A 14,402-nucleotide genomic window follows, 5' to 3' on the forward strand; every position below is an offset into this window, starting at 1 on the left:
TTACAAAATAGGCTGAGTATCACTAAAAGTAGAGATAAAATGAAAAAACACAGCTATTTTCATTAAAAATACTAAAAAACGCAGTTTTAGGTTGATCTTTACTATGGTTTGTAATTAGAATCGCCCACTTTTTTAATTTGAGGGTACTTTTTTAGTGTTTCTCTCAAATATTTTTTGTTCTAACTAGTCGTATTAAGTGTGGTGAGTTTATGGATTTTTATGTCCTAAAAAAGCAGCAAAAACTAATTGCAATACCAGCAGACGTGCAAAATTGTAAGCAGTATATTAACTCAGGCTACCTGTATATTGATAAAGTGGCTGCTTGTAATGAAACAAACGCACTAGCAGTATTACAGGCAAAAAAAGCAAAAGCATTAAAGTGGCCTTTAACAATTGCGCTTGCTGCTTTGCCGGTTATTTTTATTGCTTGGTATACTTTAACCTAAAGCGATACTTGCATCTTTAATTGCCTTGGGTATATTGGCGCTCTTATGGTTTTTTAAGAGCGCAAAATGAAAGTTCTTCACACTTCAGACTGGCACTTAGGTCAGCAATTTTATGAACATGATCGCCGTCATGAACATCATGCTTTTTTCTCTTGGTTATTAACCACCCTCGTTAGCCAACAAATCGATTTATTGCTTGTTGCGGGCGATATTTATCATACTGCCACCCCCAGTGCTAGCGCCGAAAACCAACTCTATCAATTTATAAAAAATGCCAAAGCACAGTGCCCACAATTACATGTGGTCATAATTGCCGGCAATCATGACTCTGCTAATCGTATTTTGGCTGCTCAGCCCTTATTAGCCCAGTTTGATACCCATGTTGTAGGCCGGTTTGATCCCGCCAATCCAAATGACGTGGTAATAACAATTAATAATAACGACAAACACGCTGTAGTAATCGCTATGCCGTTTTTACGAACCAGCGATATAAGTACGCTTAGCCAGAGCGAGGATGGCCCAAGTTACGCACAAGGCGTTGCTAAAGCTTACCAACTAGCATTTGAACATGCATTAACACTTACCAATGAAAGTACACCTTTAATTGTTATGGGTCACTTACATGCCAAAGGTGGAAATATTTCTGGTGATTCTGAGCGTAACTTAGTCATTGGCGGTGAAGAGGCCATTTCAGCGTCAGTATTTGGTAAGCATGCCAATTACGTAGCGCTAGGGCATTTACACAAAGCACAGTTAGTGGCTAAAAATGAGTACATTCGCTACAGCGGTACACCTATTCCAATGTCGTTTTCAGAAAGGAAATATACCCATCAAGTCAACGTGGTTGAGTTTAACGTACAAAAAGACCAACCGCTAAGCACCACTGTAAACCCCCTTTACATTCCTAGGCTCGCTGAAGTAATTGTATTACCCGAGGGGGAGTGCGTCCCTTTAGCCAAGCTATGCGAGCAAATAAAAGCACTCGATACACAACAATACGAAATAGCGCCATATTTACGAGTAAAGCTAAAATCCAGTGATATTGACACCACTTTTCGTGAACAAATTGAACAAGCACTAAAAGGCAAGCAGGTTAACTTTTGTGGTATAGAACGGGTACGCGATCAGCAAGTGAATAATTCTTCAGAAACGGTATTTGAGGATTTAAGCTTTGTGGAAATGCTCAACCCAATTAATTTGCTCGAACAAGCCTTTAATAACGACAAAGATATGGCTGGCGAAACTGTTCCCAGTGAATTAAAAGCACTATTAACCAACGTTATTGATGAACTTGAACAGGAGCAGCTACTATGAAAATAACCGCCGTGCGTATTCATAACTTAGCCTCCATTGCTGATGCCGAAATCGACTTTTTAGCATCCCCACTCAAAGACGCAGGTTTATTTGCCATTACAGGTGACACCGGCGCGGGAAAAAGTACCGTACTTGATGCCATTTGTTTAGCGCTTTATACGAAAACTGCTCGTTTGAAAGGCGACAAAGGTAACCTAATTGATTTTAACGGCGACAACATAAAGCTTAACGATGCCCGCAATTTATTGCGCCGTGGGAAATGGGAAGGCTATGCGGAAGTGGACTTTAGCGGGCAAAATCAGCAACTTTATAGAGCACGCTACAGTATTCAACGCACGCATAAAAAAGTAACCGGCAAACTAAAAGTAGCCGAGCATACTTTGCATAGCTTACCTGATGAAACCTTAATTGCCGAAAAAAGCAACACCATCAAAGCCATTGAAAATAAAATAGGCCTCACTTTTGAGCAATTCTCCCGTGCAGTGCTACTAGCACAACATGAGTTTGCCGCCTTTTTAAAAGCCACCGGCGATGAGCGCGCACAACTTTTAGAGTGCCTTACTGGCACCGATAAATTTAGTCGAATTGGCCAACGTATATTTGAGCGTAATAAAGCAGTTAAAGATAAATTTGAATTACTAACAGCCAGCTTAGCCAGTTATGCGTTATTGTCTGATGAAGAGCTAAGTGAGAAAAAACAAACTCTTGATGAACTTAAAAAACAAACTGAACACATAAAAACAACGTTGGCCAGCACAGAGCAGGGTGTTAATTGGTATAAACAAGCACACAGTTTAGAGCAAGCATTAATAGCGGCTCAACAAAACGAGCAACAAGCAAGTGATGCACTAAATGCGGTTAAAGCACAAAGTGAGCAAGCAAAACAAGCACAAAGTGCGCTTGAAATTAAAGACAATCGCCAGCGCTTTAAAAGCTTAACGGTGCAAAACAGCCAGTTAAATTCGCAAATAAAGGAATTAAACGCGCTGGATCATGCCGCGCTTATTAATGAACAAGCAAGTAAGGTTAAAAAACAACAAAGCGACTTAGCAACAGCAAAACAACAAAAACAAACGGCTGAGCCACTGATTACAAAGGCACGTGAGCTCGACAGTCAATTAGCTATTTTTACGCAAAGTATAACAAGCCTGACACAACAAAAAGCCAAAGAGCAGCAGCAATTAAGCGAATTACAACAGCAGTTACAACAAAATAAACTCAGCGTAGAACAGGCAACAACACAAAGTGCTCAGCATCAGCAATGGTTACAGGAAAACAATCAACTAAAGCCATTGGCCACTGATTGGAACTATTTTAATCACAGCTTTAAGCAGTTTTTTAATACTACAACGCAATTAAAAATACTCGAGCAACAAAAGCAAGCAACTACTTTGCAGCTAAGCACACTCGCTACCAAGCTTAATGAGCAAAATAAACAGCTTGAACATGCAGAGCAAGTGCTAAGCACTGAAAAACAAAACCTAAATAAACTCACCCAGCAGCAAGAGCAATTTAATATTGAGCAGTGCGATAATCAGCTTAAAAGCATTGATTATTTAAAAGATCAGCGAGCGCGTTATAAGCAATTTAATCAAGAACTAAAGCACACAGTGCAGCAACAAAGTACTACAGCAGAAAAGCTAACTCAGAGTGAACAAACTAACATCACACTGCGTGAGCAATTAAGCAGTAAAGAGCAAGCACTTAAACACGCCGAGCAATCGCTTAATCAAGCACGGCTGCGTGCGAGTGAACATGTTGAACATTTACGCGCACAACTACTGCCTAATGAGGCATGTGCGGTTTGTGGAGCCACTGAGCATCCGTTTGCAAACAATCAAAGCCAACCTTTTAATAACTTAATAACCGACTTTGAAAATACTTATACTGGCGCTAAGCAGCAGCACTTAGATGCACAAACTCAGCTACATCAACATCAAACGCAACATGCTGTTTTAGTCGCTGAGCATAAGCAGCAAAGCCAAGCGATTGCTGATGCCCAAGCCAAAATGTTGGACATTAAAAACACCATGCAAGCGGCTAAAACAGATCTTAATGACTTGAGCGTTGAGCAGCTTGATGACACCCATAAACAATTAAGCGAGCAAAAAGCGCAGTACTTTTCAGCACAAAAACAACAAAACCAGTTGCAAGAAACGGTTAACCAACTGCAAAACACGGCTAAAAAAGAACAGACTGCTCAGCAACAATTAAATACCCAGCATGTTGAACTGAACAATCAGCTCACCATGCTTAATAATAAGCACCAGGAATTGCTCAGCCAACGCGAAGCACTTATAAGTGAGCTGAATTCTCATTTTGAAAACAGTCAATTTTGGCAAACATTGCAAACCGGCGCGTTAACGCTAAGCGAGCTAGGTGAGCAAGTAGAGCAGTATCAACATCAGCAACTACAACTTGAGCAAACTCAAAAGCAATTAGACAGCGCTAATTTACAGCTGCAGCAACTAACTCCCCTTATTACTAAAGCTGAGCAGCAAATTAGCACGCTCAACGACGATTTAACTAAAGCACAGCAACAACACAACAATACTCAGCAACAGCGCTTAGCGTTAATCGATAACCAAACGATTAGCGCTGATGATTATCAGGTTCAGCTGAATAGGCAAGTAGAGCAGTGCCAGAGTGAATTAAATCAGAGTCAACAGGCACACGATAGCGCCGTAAAACAGCGCGATGAGCACGCTATTACGCTTAAAAACCTTGAGCAGCGCTTCGCCGATAACAGCCAAGAGCTAGCCACACTTGAAACACGCTATAGTGCTTGGTTTGAAGAATTTAGCGCGCTTTATGCTGATATTAGCCATCAGCAAATCGAGGTGCTACTGGCTATAAGTAATGACGATATTAAAGAGCAGCTAAAGCATAGCGAGCAGTTATCTCAAGCATTAGTTGATGCTCGTGCCGCGCTAAAACAACAGCAAAATACCAATGAGCAGCATCAGCAAAATAATAAGCCAGCAAACAGCGAAGCACAGTTAATTGAGCAACAAACTCAATTAACTGTGCAGCAAACACAATTACAAAATAACTTACTTACGATTAATACTGCCATCGAGCAGCACAACCAAAATGCTAAAGCTCTTGAGGGCAAGCAGGCTGAGCTAAGCAAACTTAAACAACAAGTAGAACAATGGCATTTACTTAATAAAGTGCTCGGTGATGCAACCGGCAAAACAATGCGTAATTTAGCGCAAACACAAACACTAAAAATATTGCTACATTATGCTAATAGCCATTTAAAAACGCTGAATAAGCGTTACGAACTCACAGCAATAGCTGATTCACTTGATATAGCGATTATTGACCGCGATATGGCCGATGAACAACGTTCTGTAAACACACTCTCTGGGGGAGAATCGTTTTTAGTATCGTTGGCACTTGCATTAGGGCTGGCCTCTTTATCTTCAAACAAAGTGCAAATTAACTCGTTATTTGTTGACGAAGGCTTTGGTACACTAGATAGTGAAACACTTAGTATTGCAATGGACGCGCTAGATTCACTGCAAGCGCAAGGTAGAAAGGTCGGTGTGATTTCACATGTAAGTGAAATGAGCGAACGCGTTGCAACGCAAATTCATGTCGCTAAAAAACCGGGTGGATACTCCACCATAAACGTAATTTAAGGAAATAGTATGCCCACTTTTACAGGCGAAGAAGCACAAGAGTATGATAACCGTATTACCCGTTTAGTCCCAGGTTACGAGCTATTACATCAACTAACCAACGCACAGCTAAGCGCTACGTTAACTGATAACGCCCATATTTTAGTGGTAGGCGCAGGCACAGGTAAAGAAATCGCAGCGCTGGCGAATATTAATTCTACATGGCAGTTTACCGCTCAAGATACCTCGGCCGACATGTTAGCCATTGCTAAGCAACGCTTTATAGAGCAAGGTATTGATGCACGTATCAGCATTGAGTGCCAACCAGTAGATAAATTAAAAGTTAAAGCCGACGCGGTATTATGTTTATTGGTGATGCATTTTGTTGAAGATAACGGCGATAAGAAGCAGTTATTAAAGGGGATTAAAAATAATCTTAAAAAATCTGCACCAGTATTTATTGCTGATTTAATGCGCCCAGAAACCACGTTTGAACGAGAGGCACAACTTAATACATGCAAAGAGCTTGGCCTTAGTGAAGCAGGAAAAACGCAAATGGCACATAACTTAGAGCGTGAGTTTTACCCGCTTGATCGGATGCGTTTTAGTGAGTTACTTAATGAATGTGGCTTTGGCATTCCAAAACTGTACTTTAAAGCACTTGGTTTTAGTGGGTACGTGGTATAAATTTTTTGCAAAAAAAAAGCTAATATCGTATTGATATTAGCTTTATCGCTTAACGTTAGTTTAGCGTGGTGAGTGCGCTATAAAGCCCACTCCCTTTAAATTAGATGCAAACGATGTTTTCAGCTTGCGGGCCTTTTTGACCTTGAGTTACGCTAAACTGTACTTTTTGGCCTTCAGCTAAAGTTTTGAAACCGTCGCCTGAAATTGCACTGAAATGTGCGAAAACGTCTGGGCCAGACTCTTGCTCAATAAAACCAAAACCTTTAGCTTCGTTGAAAAATTTTACAGTACCAGTAGTTGTATTAGACATAATAATATCCTAAAAAAATAAATAAAAAATTGCCTTAAAATAGGCGTTTAACAGGAAGAAAACAAACATTTAACTTGAGGATATCGCGAAGGATTATTACTAATAACAACGTGGTACTTACAAATAAACTGGGCTTTCTATCAACCCGATGGCAAGCAGAATAACAGCAATACAGTTTATAACAAGCTTTATTTATACTTTATTTTTATATACAACTGTAAAGCCTCTCATAATAGGCTTTACAGCGTCCTCGGCTTAACTTTTTAAACTTCGTGTTAAAACGTAACCTGTTAAAAGTGCAAATTACGCGCTCTTACAATATCTTTCATTACAATGGTTGAGGTTAAACGTTGTACACCTGGTAGGGCTGATAGCTTGTCATCGTAGAGTTGCTGAAACGCGGCTAAATCTTTAGTAACGACATGTAACAGGTAATCAGGTGTACCGAATAGCCGCTGAGCATTGGTGATCTGAGGAATAGCATCCACTGCTTGCTCTAATTTGCTTAACGACACTTTATCGCCCTCTTTAATAGTAATAAATACTAACGCAGAAAAGTTTAAACCCACTTTCTCAGGTGATATTTCGGTGCGGTAACCCACAATTGCTTTGCTTTTCTCAAGCTCTTTAACACGGCGGTGACAGGGCGACACGCTTAGCCCAACACGATCAGCCAATTCAGAGAGGGTAAGTCTGCCATCGACTTGTAATTCAGCAAGAATTTTCCTATCCATGGTATCCATAGTTAATTATTTCCTAAAATGAACGCTTATATTAGTAAAATACAGTAACTTTTACTCATCAGAAAGAAATAAAATAGTTACTCACTTATTTTAGGTTATAGCGCTATGGATATTAATATTATTTTTTCTTTTTGGCTGGTATCAATTTTGTTTGTTCTCACCCCTGGTGCAGATTGGGCTTATACAATTAGCGCAGGAATAGCAGGCGATAAAATTGTTCCTGCGGTGTCAGGGTTAATACTTGGGCATTTAATGGCCAGTTTAATTGTGGTGGTAGGGTTAGGTGCGCTATTAGCATCGCATGCTATTTTTATAAAGCTGTTAACCTTGTTCGGCGCTTTATACATAATTTGGATTGCCGTATCACTATACCGATTTCCTCCCATGCCTGCAGCCTATAACGATGGCCAACAACACACCTCAGACACGCCTATAAAGTGGATGAGAAAGGGCTTTATCATTAGTGGTTTAAACCCTAAAGTAATGCTGTTATTTTTAGCCTTGTTACCACAGTTTGTGTTGCCAACTTTATCGTTTTCTATCACTGAACAATTGCTGGTACTGAGTGTAATTCATTTAGTAGGCTGTGCGTTGGTGTATTGGTTAATAGGGATAAGTGCCAGAAAAATCCTTAGTAACAATCCCGCATTGTCGCTTAAGTTTGGGCGTGCATCGGCATGTGTACTGTTTATTTTGGGCTCACTAATGCTAGTTGATAGCGCACAAAAACTAACTCACGTCGTGTAACAGTAGCAAAAAAGAAAGTGGCTTATCTTAGCTGAGCCACTAATTCACTCAAACGGGCAATTTTAATATTACTCAGCTGCCTATAATCAAAATAGGGGCACACAATAATATTCTGGCTTTTATCTATAGCAAACTCATCATCAAGCCAATCAAATTGGGCGTTTAATTTACCTTGTTGTATTAAGTTTTTAGCGTGAGTTCGCCCAGCAATAATGTGCAACTGGTTTTTATGCTCAGTGAGCACAGGCGCACTAAAGAGTAATGCAGTCCCGCTATGCTGCTGTAACAACAGCTCATCTCGATATGCTTGCCAGCTCACTGCTTGTTTAGCAAATGAGTAATACTCGCTTGGCAGCGCAAATAACACTTTAGCGTACACATTAAAGACTTTTCGCCAGCCATTGCCACAGTGCTGATTTATACTGTTTATTTGCCCACTAACCACAGGCTCTAGCTGCTCTAGTGTTTCAAAGTAGGGCATAGGGGGCGCTTTTGCGACATACACAGCAACTCTAAATGAGTCATCACCTAACCCTATTAACTGGCTGCTCACCTTAACTACTCTTATTTTGCGCTAAAATACGGTCAAGGTTGTTAGCAAAGTTTTGTCTGTCACTTTGGCTTAACGGAGGCGGCCCACCACTCATTTCTACGCCGCTTGAGCGCATAGTATCCATAAAGTCGCGTACATTTAGTAAGGAGCGAATGTTTTCAGTGGTGTAAAGCTCACCGCGCGGATTAAGCGCTTGGCCGCCGTTATCAATCACTTCGCTAGCTAGCGGAATATCTCCAGTGATCACTAAATCACCCTTTTCAACTCGTTTAACTATTTCATCATCAGCCACATCAAAGCCTGATGACACTTGCAGTCGGCTAATAAATTTTGATGGTGGAATGCGCATGGCATGATTTGCAACCAGTATTGTTTCTGTATGCGTACGCTCTGCAGCTCTAAATAAAATTTCTTTTATTACCACCGGACAAGCGTCAGCATCAACCCAAATTTTCATGCTAAGTTCTTTAAATTGCTTTAGTATTAGAGCGATCCTATAGCAATTTCTAAAGAAAAGGAAACAACATGAAACTCGCTTTTAAAACCGCATTATTTATTACTGCTATGTTTTTACTCAGTGCCTGTACCAGCGCACCGGAAGGAATAACCCCTGTTAAAAACTTTGATTTAGAAAAGTACCAAGGCAAGTGGTATGAGATAGCACGATTAGACCACTCTTTTGAACAAGGGATGGAACAAGTAACAGCCACCTACTCAATTAACGATGATGGAACGGTAAAGGTATTAAACAAAGGATTTATTAGCAAAGATCAGCAGTGGGACGAAGCCGAAGGCTTAGCTAAATTTGTAGAAAACACCGATACAGGGCATTTTAAAGTGTCATTTTTTGGGCCGTTTTATGGTGCCTATATTATTTTTGAGCTCGACCAACCTGATTATCAATATGCCTTTATTACCAGTTATAGCAAAGATTACTTATGGTTTTTATCACGCACACCAACAGTAAGCAAAGAGCTTAAGCAGCACTTTTTAAGCCAAGTAAAGGCGCTTGGGTTTGCAACTGACGAAATTATTTGGGTAAATCAAAAACCGCTGTAAAGGGGGTTTACATGAGAGTATGACAAATAACCTTAGCTGTAATAAAACGATCACCTTACTGTAAGGTAAGTTAAATAAAGCAAGGCTATATTAGCCGCATCTGCAAATAGACAGGCAGGTGAAGACATAATGACAATCCCCCTTTTTTAATTGGCAAGCCTGATGGCTTGCCATTTTTTTCCGCAATTTAGCCTATTTTTTGGGATCAGGTTTTTACTAACTAAAGCCCATTTAAACCAAAAAATAACGTACTCATGGCCAATATTACTAATATGAGTAAGTTAAAAAGTTTAGTTAACCTCACCAAAAAGCTATAAAAAATCATTACAATTAAAGCACTTAACGTCATATAGCCACAAAATTGCAAACCACCATAACCTTTTAATTCGTTAACACATAACAGTAAACTTAGTAAAATACTGATCCAAGCAACACTCAATAAAACCAAACGCTGCTGTTGAGTAGGGCGCTTATTAAAAACATCCTTAAAATGATTAAACTTAGCCAGCGCAAAGCAGTTAAAAGCCAGCAAACATAAACTAAAAGGAAGCAAGGCAATCATACTTTTTGCTCCTGAGTATTTATTGGAGTTGGTTTTTTAGCTTGCAGAGCAGTACGTAATTTTTCGGTTTGTAACAAAAACAGCAAACCAATTGCTAGAAAAAGACTGTCAAACATAAATAATGCCCACTGCTCGTTACGCAAGTAACTGAATATATTACCCTCTGTTGTTATCGCATTAACAAGTGGCACACTAAAGCAAGCAATACTGTTTATGGCAGCCATCACACACCACTGCAACTTGTCACGCTTTACAAAGGCAATGATGAACACACATAGCCAAGTTAAAAAGAAAGCGAGTATTTCTTTATCCGAGCGCTCAGCAACCTGTTTACTGAGTAAACGATTAGCCAAAAAGAAAGCCGATGTAGCCAAGGGTAGTCCCATCAATGTTCCTAGATTTAACCCTTCAACGAGCTTTAGCCCCCAAGATGGCTGAGTATTTTTTTTCATTCTTTCGCGTAAGCGCTTAGCCCACATTATGCAGCCTGTCGCTATCATTATGCAGCCGGCAATGCCGCCTAAAAAATATAAAACACGTAATAATGGTTCTGCTAAACGCCCAGTATGCATTGAGTTTAATGATTCATATAGCGCCTTACTGCCAGTGAGTTCATCATCAGTTTGAGCAACAAGTTCACCACTCGCTCCGCTAAAAATTAAACGGGGTGATTGATCCCTTAATGTTTTACCAGGGCTCACCAAAACCATAATAGTTGCAGCGGCTTTATTCGGGTTATTAATAATTACCCGAGTTATATCAGCCTCTGGCCACTTAGTATAAACCTGATCTAAAACAGTATTGATAGGCACTAAAGGTGCAGTACCTTGCAATGATTCTGTTACAGGACTACTTGGCGAAACATCATTGAAAAAACCACGTATTCCATTTTCATAAACGGTTTGCGCGGGGTAGGGAAATATCATAAATATCAGAGTAATAATGCCGGTATAGGTAATCATTAAATGAAACGGTAAGGCAAATACAGAACTTAAATTATGTACATCTAACCAGCTACGACTGCCTTTATTAGCTCTAAAAACAAACATATCTTTAAAAATGCGTTTGTGAATTACTATCCCTGATATCAACGCAATAAGCATAAATAAACTAGCAAAACAGACAATCCAACGCGCTGTTTTTACATCAATATAATGTAAATCAAAATGCAGGCGATAAAAGAAATTTCCCCCTCGGGTATCTACAAAGGGTGCTAGAGGCTGCATGGTATTTGGATCTATACGGGTGTTTTCAAAAGAGGCTCTGCGCTGCCCTGGCTCTTTTGGCTTAGCATAACCATACGTTAAATAGGGTACACGCTCTTCTGGGAGTGTTATACGCCAATTAGGGGCATTAGGTGCTTGGGTATTTAAATAATCAACGCCGCTTATTATTTGTCGCTTTTGCGCGCCAATACGGTCTGTCTGCTGCTCAATATTATGAATACTTGGCTGATTCCATAAACTAACTTCATCTCTAAAAAAGCTGATGGTGCCTGCAAAAAATATTAAATACAGTAACCAACACACGAGTAAACCTACCCATGTATGTAACCAGGTCATTGAGCGAAAAAAACTCCCTTTCATAACCATCCCTTCATTAACGACAATATAAAAAATTGCACTGCAATACTTAGTAAAATACTGATCCAAACTGTTTTTAACGACTGAAGATAAAAACTATAAATAAACACCAGTGCATAAATTAAAATACTCGCAGACACACTTAAAAGAACCGCGTCAACTTTAGAGACCGGCACCATAACACTTAACAGCGACACACTGACGGCAGTAAAAAAATACCCGCCCACAATGGCGACAAAAAAACGCGATAAAACCGCTAATTCATAGTTAAAGCGCTGCATAAATTGCCATAACATAGAAAAAGCGGGTTTGGGAAAGTCTAAAAGACGGTTAGAGGCCTGCATATACTGCAAATTCCTTTTAAACATAGCTAAAAAAGATGGCGATATTATAACGCCAACAAACACAAAAGATAGTAATTCTTATTTGTATTTGAATGCAGTGATAAGCATTAAATTGAGTTAGTTAAATACTGATCTACATTAAGATTAACAACCAGTAATAAAACAACACGTATAAGGAAAGGCCTTCCTAGATGTGTTGTTGTTACCGACGAAATATATATAGCCGCAGTAAACATCCGTCAGTATATGAAATTAAAATTTAGCTAAAAGCACTTTTTTTAATGAGTTTTTACACAGCCCAAACAGAAGTTTTGATACAAGTAGTTAATAATCAAAGACCTTTTAAACATTAAGTATCCTTCAGATAATCTAGGATCAGTATTTTACTAACAAGGTATAAAATATCGCCTATATAAACCGATTTTTTACTAACTGATTAACTGAGAGAGCTAAAAATGAAGCAAAACGCTGAAAAAACGTGCGTAAAAAATTAAGTTTTATACTTTTAAAGCGGTAAGTTAGTAAAAATCTGATCTTAAATATATGAGTTTAAATTGTAATGACTTTAATCATGCATACGACGATGAAATACAATGAGTAATTTATGCTCAATTAATGAGCATTTCACATACTTCTTGCAGCAGATTTTTTACCGTTTAAGCATAGAGCTTAAGGCAAAAAGCGTTAGTACTGCCTTACATAATAGTTCTAGGAAAATAAATAATGATTGATAAACATCATTATAGGCTCAGCATCAGTTGAACCACTCTGGCCAAACCTAAAACTAAGTCCCACAAGCGTTAAAATAAAATTAGTATCGGTGTTATTTTTCTCGTTGCATTTTCCTGATTAAAATTAATGATTTTGTATCATAAACACCCTAAAAACAGCAACAGCGTTAACAAAAAATTCCTTTTTGATAACAACTGTGTTTAAATCCGAAACAATGGATTGGGGTTCTCCTCTAAACTAACTTGCATGGAAGTAAAAAAATAATAATTTTTAAAAATGGAAAAACTATGAATAAAAAAATCTTTGCAGCTTCCGCTTTACTAGCAATCTCATCAACTTCTTTACTTGCATCTAACCAAACATTTCAAGCAAGTGTAAATGGTTGGACTGAGCCTACTTTTGCAGAGGATAGCGCACTTCACTTTGGTAAAATTCGTTTATCTACAAGCTCAACCTGTACGATGAATAATGCAGGCGTTGTATCGGGTGACTGTGATGCGTCAGATGCAAACATTCAATTAGGTGGAATTACTGTATCTGGTTTAGCGCCAAATTCAGCAATGAATATTACTGTATCTGGAAGCACAGGCACTAACTTAACTTTTGCTCCAGTAACAACGGCTACAGATGGCACAACCAGTGTAACAACTGCTGACAATGTTGCGTCTGCTTTCACTACTGATGCAAGTGCAACAGATATTACTGTTAGTGTATATGGTGATATGACGGTTGATTCTACACTGACAGCGGGCGCTGCTTACACTGTAGATTATACTGTAGATGTGTCTTTCCAATAAGACTATGAAAGCTGAGGCTAACTTACTAAGTTAGCCTCAGTTTATTTTTTTTTGCGTAATTGCGCATTAAAAATAAAATGTGTGGAGCATCGCGCTCCACTTTTTATTATCATGTTGTTGAGTTGTCCCATGATTCTTAAACTTTTTTGTTGGGCTACCCTTTGCCTAACTCTTTTACTACCTGAAATTTGTAATGCCAACCTTGCGTTGTCTGAATACCGTTTATACTTTGATGGGCGTACTAAAAATAATTCACTACTTATCCGCAATACCTCTAATAAAAATCTCGATTTTAAACTTGTTGTTACCCATAAAGATATGACCGAAGAAGGAGCGCTTATAGATGTTACCCCACAACAAGTTGAAGGGCGCTCTGCCAAAAACATGCTAAGGTTTTCACCACGTCGCGGTACTATTGCACCCAAAGGGATGCAAGCTATCAGAATGACCGTTCGCAAAAAAGCCGAGCTTGCTGTTGGCGAATACAGAGCGGTGCTTAAAATCATAGCCTCTGAATCACAAAACCTTGACGCTGATGGAATAAGTATTAGGCCTAAAGTTGCTTACAGCGTGCCTGTTATTGTTCGTCATGGCCAATTAGAGGCTGACTCAGAATTAATAAACCCGCAATTAATTACTCAAAATGGGCGCCCGACTCTAACATTTTGGCAAACACTCACAGGGAATCGCTCTGTGTATGGAAACTTTGAATTAGTTGATGAGAATAATGTAATGGTTGGTGAAATAGCCAATGTGGCCGTTTATACCCCTCTATCTCGTCGCAAGGTATACATCACTTTACAAGCCCCAGTAACTGGGCCTTTGACACTCAACTACAAAGAAAACGAACTTTATGGCGGTAAAATAGAGTTAGCGATTCCCATTAATATCAAATAAAA

At 39.1% G+C, this 14,402-nt stretch carries 15 protein-coding genes; 8 read left to right on the forward strand and 7 right to left on the reverse strand.

The features are described from left to right. Positions 1-209 precede the first annotated feature (209 nt). The 4 genes from FLM54_RS16790 (at position 210) to FLM54_RS16805 (ending at position 6,073) form a co-directional block, all read left to right on the forward strand. Entirely contained in the window at positions 210-446 is a 237-nt protein-coding gene (locus FLM54_RS16790; RefSeq protein ID WP_010388711.1) for a hypothetical protein, read from the forward strand. Between the two features lie 66 nt (positions 447-512). Beyond that, the gene (locus FLM54_RS16795) at positions 513-1,760 is read left to right on the forward strand and encodes an exonuclease SbcCD subunit D C-terminal domain-containing protein (RefSeq protein WP_178957035.1); all 1,248 of its coding nucleotides are present in this window, start codon (positions 513-515) and stop codon (positions 1,758-1,760) included. Next, entirely contained in the window at positions 1,757-5,407 is a 3,651-nt protein-coding gene (locus FLM54_RS16800) for an SbcC/MukB-like Walker B domain-containing protein (protein WP_178957036.1), read from the forward strand. Before FLM54_RS16795 ends, FLM54_RS16800 begins: the two co-directional genes overlap by 4 nt. A gap of 9 nt (positions 5,408-5,416) precedes the next feature. Continuing rightward, entirely contained in the window at positions 5,417-6,073 is a 657-nt protein-coding gene (locus tag FLM54_RS16805; protein WP_178957037.1) for a class I SAM-dependent methyltransferase, read from the forward strand. 100 nt (positions 6,074-6,173) lie between these two features. Here FLM54_RS16805 and FLM54_RS16810 read toward each other — a convergent pair whose 3' ends face one another. Both FLM54_RS16810 and FLM54_RS16815 read right to left on the reverse strand, forming a co-directional pair. After that, positions 6,174-6,383 (reverse strand): cold-shock protein, encoded by a 210-nt coding sequence (locus FLM54_RS16810; protein ID WP_008110773.1) that lies wholly within the window; start codon positions 6,381-6,383, stop codon positions 6,174-6,176. A gap of 290 nt (positions 6,384-6,673) precedes the next feature. Continuing rightward, positions 6,674-7,117, reverse strand: coding sequence for an Lrp/AsnC family transcriptional regulator (locus tag FLM54_RS16815; RefSeq protein ID WP_226916194.1), 444 nt, complete (start codon positions 7,115-7,117; stop codon positions 6,674-6,676). A 114-nt stretch (positions 7,118-7,231) separates the two neighbouring features. Between FLM54_RS16815 and FLM54_RS16820 the strand changes: the two genes are divergently transcribed. Then, entirely contained in the window at positions 7,232-7,873 is a 642-nt protein-coding gene (locus FLM54_RS16820) for a LysE family translocator (protein WP_178957038.1), read from the forward strand. A 22-nt stretch (positions 7,874-7,895) separates the two neighbouring features. Here FLM54_RS16820 and FLM54_RS16825 read toward each other — a convergent pair whose 3' ends face one another. Then, positions 7,896-8,426 carry a DUF6942 family protein gene (locus FLM54_RS16825; RefSeq protein WP_178957039.1) on the reverse strand — a complete coding sequence of 177 codons (531 nt, stop codon included), beginning with the start codon at positions 8,424-8,426 and terminating at the stop codon, positions 7,896-7,898. 1 nt (position 8,427) lies between these two features. Beyond that, entirely contained in the window at positions 8,428-8,883 is a 456-nt protein-coding gene (locus FLM54_RS16830; RefSeq protein WP_138606442.1) for a YaiI/YqxD family protein, read from the reverse strand. Positions 8,884-8,951: 68 nt separating this feature from the next. Between FLM54_RS16830 and FLM54_RS16835 the strand changes: the two genes are divergently transcribed. After that, positions 8,952-9,485, forward strand: a complete 534-nt coding sequence (locus tag FLM54_RS16835) for a lipocalin family protein (RefSeq protein WP_138606440.1) — start codon at positions 8,952-8,954, stop codon at positions 9,483-9,485. A 220-nt stretch (positions 9,486-9,705) separates the two neighbouring features. On the opposite strand, the gene FLM54_RS16840 is transcribed toward FLM54_RS16835, so the two are convergent. From FLM54_RS16840 to FLM54_RS16850, 3 genes are read right to left on the reverse strand one after another with little or no spacing between them, the layout of a single operon-like run. Beyond that, a complete protein-coding gene (locus FLM54_RS16840; protein ID WP_178957040.1) occupies positions 9,706-10,047 on the reverse strand; it encodes a DUF3325 domain-containing protein in 342 nt (113 codons plus the stop codon). After that, positions 10,044-11,633 carry a PepSY-associated TM helix domain-containing protein gene (locus FLM54_RS16845; RefSeq protein ID WP_178957041.1) on the reverse strand — a complete coding sequence of 530 codons (1,590 nt, stop codon included), beginning with the start codon at positions 11,631-11,633 and terminating at the stop codon, positions 10,044-10,046. Before FLM54_RS16845 ends, FLM54_RS16840 begins: the two co-directional genes overlap by 4 nt. After that, positions 11,630-11,974, reverse strand: coding sequence for a hypothetical protein (locus tag FLM54_RS16850; protein ID WP_178957042.1), 345 nt, complete (start codon positions 11,972-11,974; stop codon positions 11,630-11,632). Before FLM54_RS16850 ends, FLM54_RS16845 begins: the two co-directional genes overlap by 4 nt. Positions 11,975-12,993: 1,019 nt before the next feature. On the opposite strand from FLM54_RS16850, the gene FLM54_RS16855 reads away from it, so the two are divergent. Both FLM54_RS16855 and FLM54_RS16860 read left to right on the forward strand, forming a co-directional pair. Continuing rightward, positions 12,994-13,503 carry a hypothetical protein gene (locus tag FLM54_RS16855; RefSeq protein ID WP_178957043.1) on the forward strand — a complete coding sequence of 170 codons (510 nt, stop codon included), beginning with the start codon at positions 12,994-12,996 and terminating at the stop codon, positions 13,501-13,503. 129 nt (positions 13,504-13,632) lie between these two features. Next, positions 13,633-14,400 (forward strand): hypothetical protein, encoded by a 768-nt coding sequence (locus FLM54_RS16860; RefSeq protein ID WP_256729747.1) that lies wholly within the window; start codon positions 13,633-13,635, stop codon positions 14,398-14,400. Positions 14,401-14,402 lie beyond the last annotated feature (2 nt).

It is taken from the genome of Pseudoalteromonas sp. Scap25, assembly GCF_013394125.1.
Classification (GTDB): domain Bacteria; phylum Pseudomonadota; class Gammaproteobacteria; order Enterobacterales; family Alteromonadaceae; genus Pseudoalteromonas.

Bases quoted from the DNA above. Each gene is read 5' to 3' on its own strand.
- FLM54_RS16850 (WP_178957042.1), bottom strand. From the start codon at position 11,974: ATGCAGGCCTCTAACCGTCTTTTAGACTTTCCCAAACCCGCTTTTTCT.
- FLM54_RS16820 (WP_178957038.1), top strand. From the start codon at position 7,232: ATGGATATTAATATTATTTTTTCTTTTTGGCTGGTATCAATTTTGTTT.
- FLM54_RS16835 (WP_138606440.1), top strand. From the start codon at position 8,952: ATGAAACTCGCTTTTAAAACCGCATTATTTATTACTGCTATGTTTTTA.
- FLM54_RS16815 (WP_226916194.1), bottom strand. From the start codon at position 7,117: ATGGATAGGAAAATTCTTGCTGAATTACAAGTCGATGGCAGACTTACC.
- FLM54_RS16790 (WP_010388711.1), top strand. From the start codon at position 210: ATGGATTTTTATGTCCTAAAAAAGCAGCAAAAACTAATTGCAATACCA.
- FLM54_RS16845 (WP_178957041.1), bottom strand. From the start codon at position 11,633: ATGAAAGGGAGTTTTTTTCGCTCAATGACCTGGTTACATACATGGGTA.
- FLM54_RS16795 (WP_178957035.1), top strand. From the start codon at position 513: ATGAAAGTTCTTCACACTTCAGACTGGCACTTAGGTCAGCAATTTTAT.
- FLM54_RS16805 (WP_178957037.1), top strand. From the start codon at position 5,417: ATGCCCACTTTTACAGGCGAAGAAGCACAAGAGTATGATAACCGTATT.
- FLM54_RS16860 (WP_256729747.1), top strand. From the start codon at position 13,633: ATGATTCTTAAACTTTTTTGTTGGGCTACCCTTTGCCTAACTCTTTTA.
- FLM54_RS16830 (WP_138606442.1), bottom strand. From the start codon at position 8,883: ATGAAAATTTGGGTTGATGCTGACGCTTGTCCGGTGGTAATAAAAGAA.
- FLM54_RS16840 (WP_178957040.1), bottom strand. From the start codon at position 10,047: ATGATTGCCTTGCTTCCTTTTAGTTTATGTTTGCTGGCTTTTAACTGC.
- FLM54_RS16800 (WP_178957036.1), top strand. From the start codon at position 1,757: ATGAAAATAACCGCCGTGCGTATTCATAACTTAGCCTCCATTGCTGAT.
- FLM54_RS16855 (WP_178957043.1), top strand. From the start codon at position 12,994: ATGAATAAAAAAATCTTTGCAGCTTCCGCTTTACTAGCAATCTCATCA.
- FLM54_RS16810 (WP_008110773.1), bottom strand. From the start codon at position 6,383: ATGTCTAATACAACTACTGGTACTGTAAAATTTTTCAACGAAGCTAAA.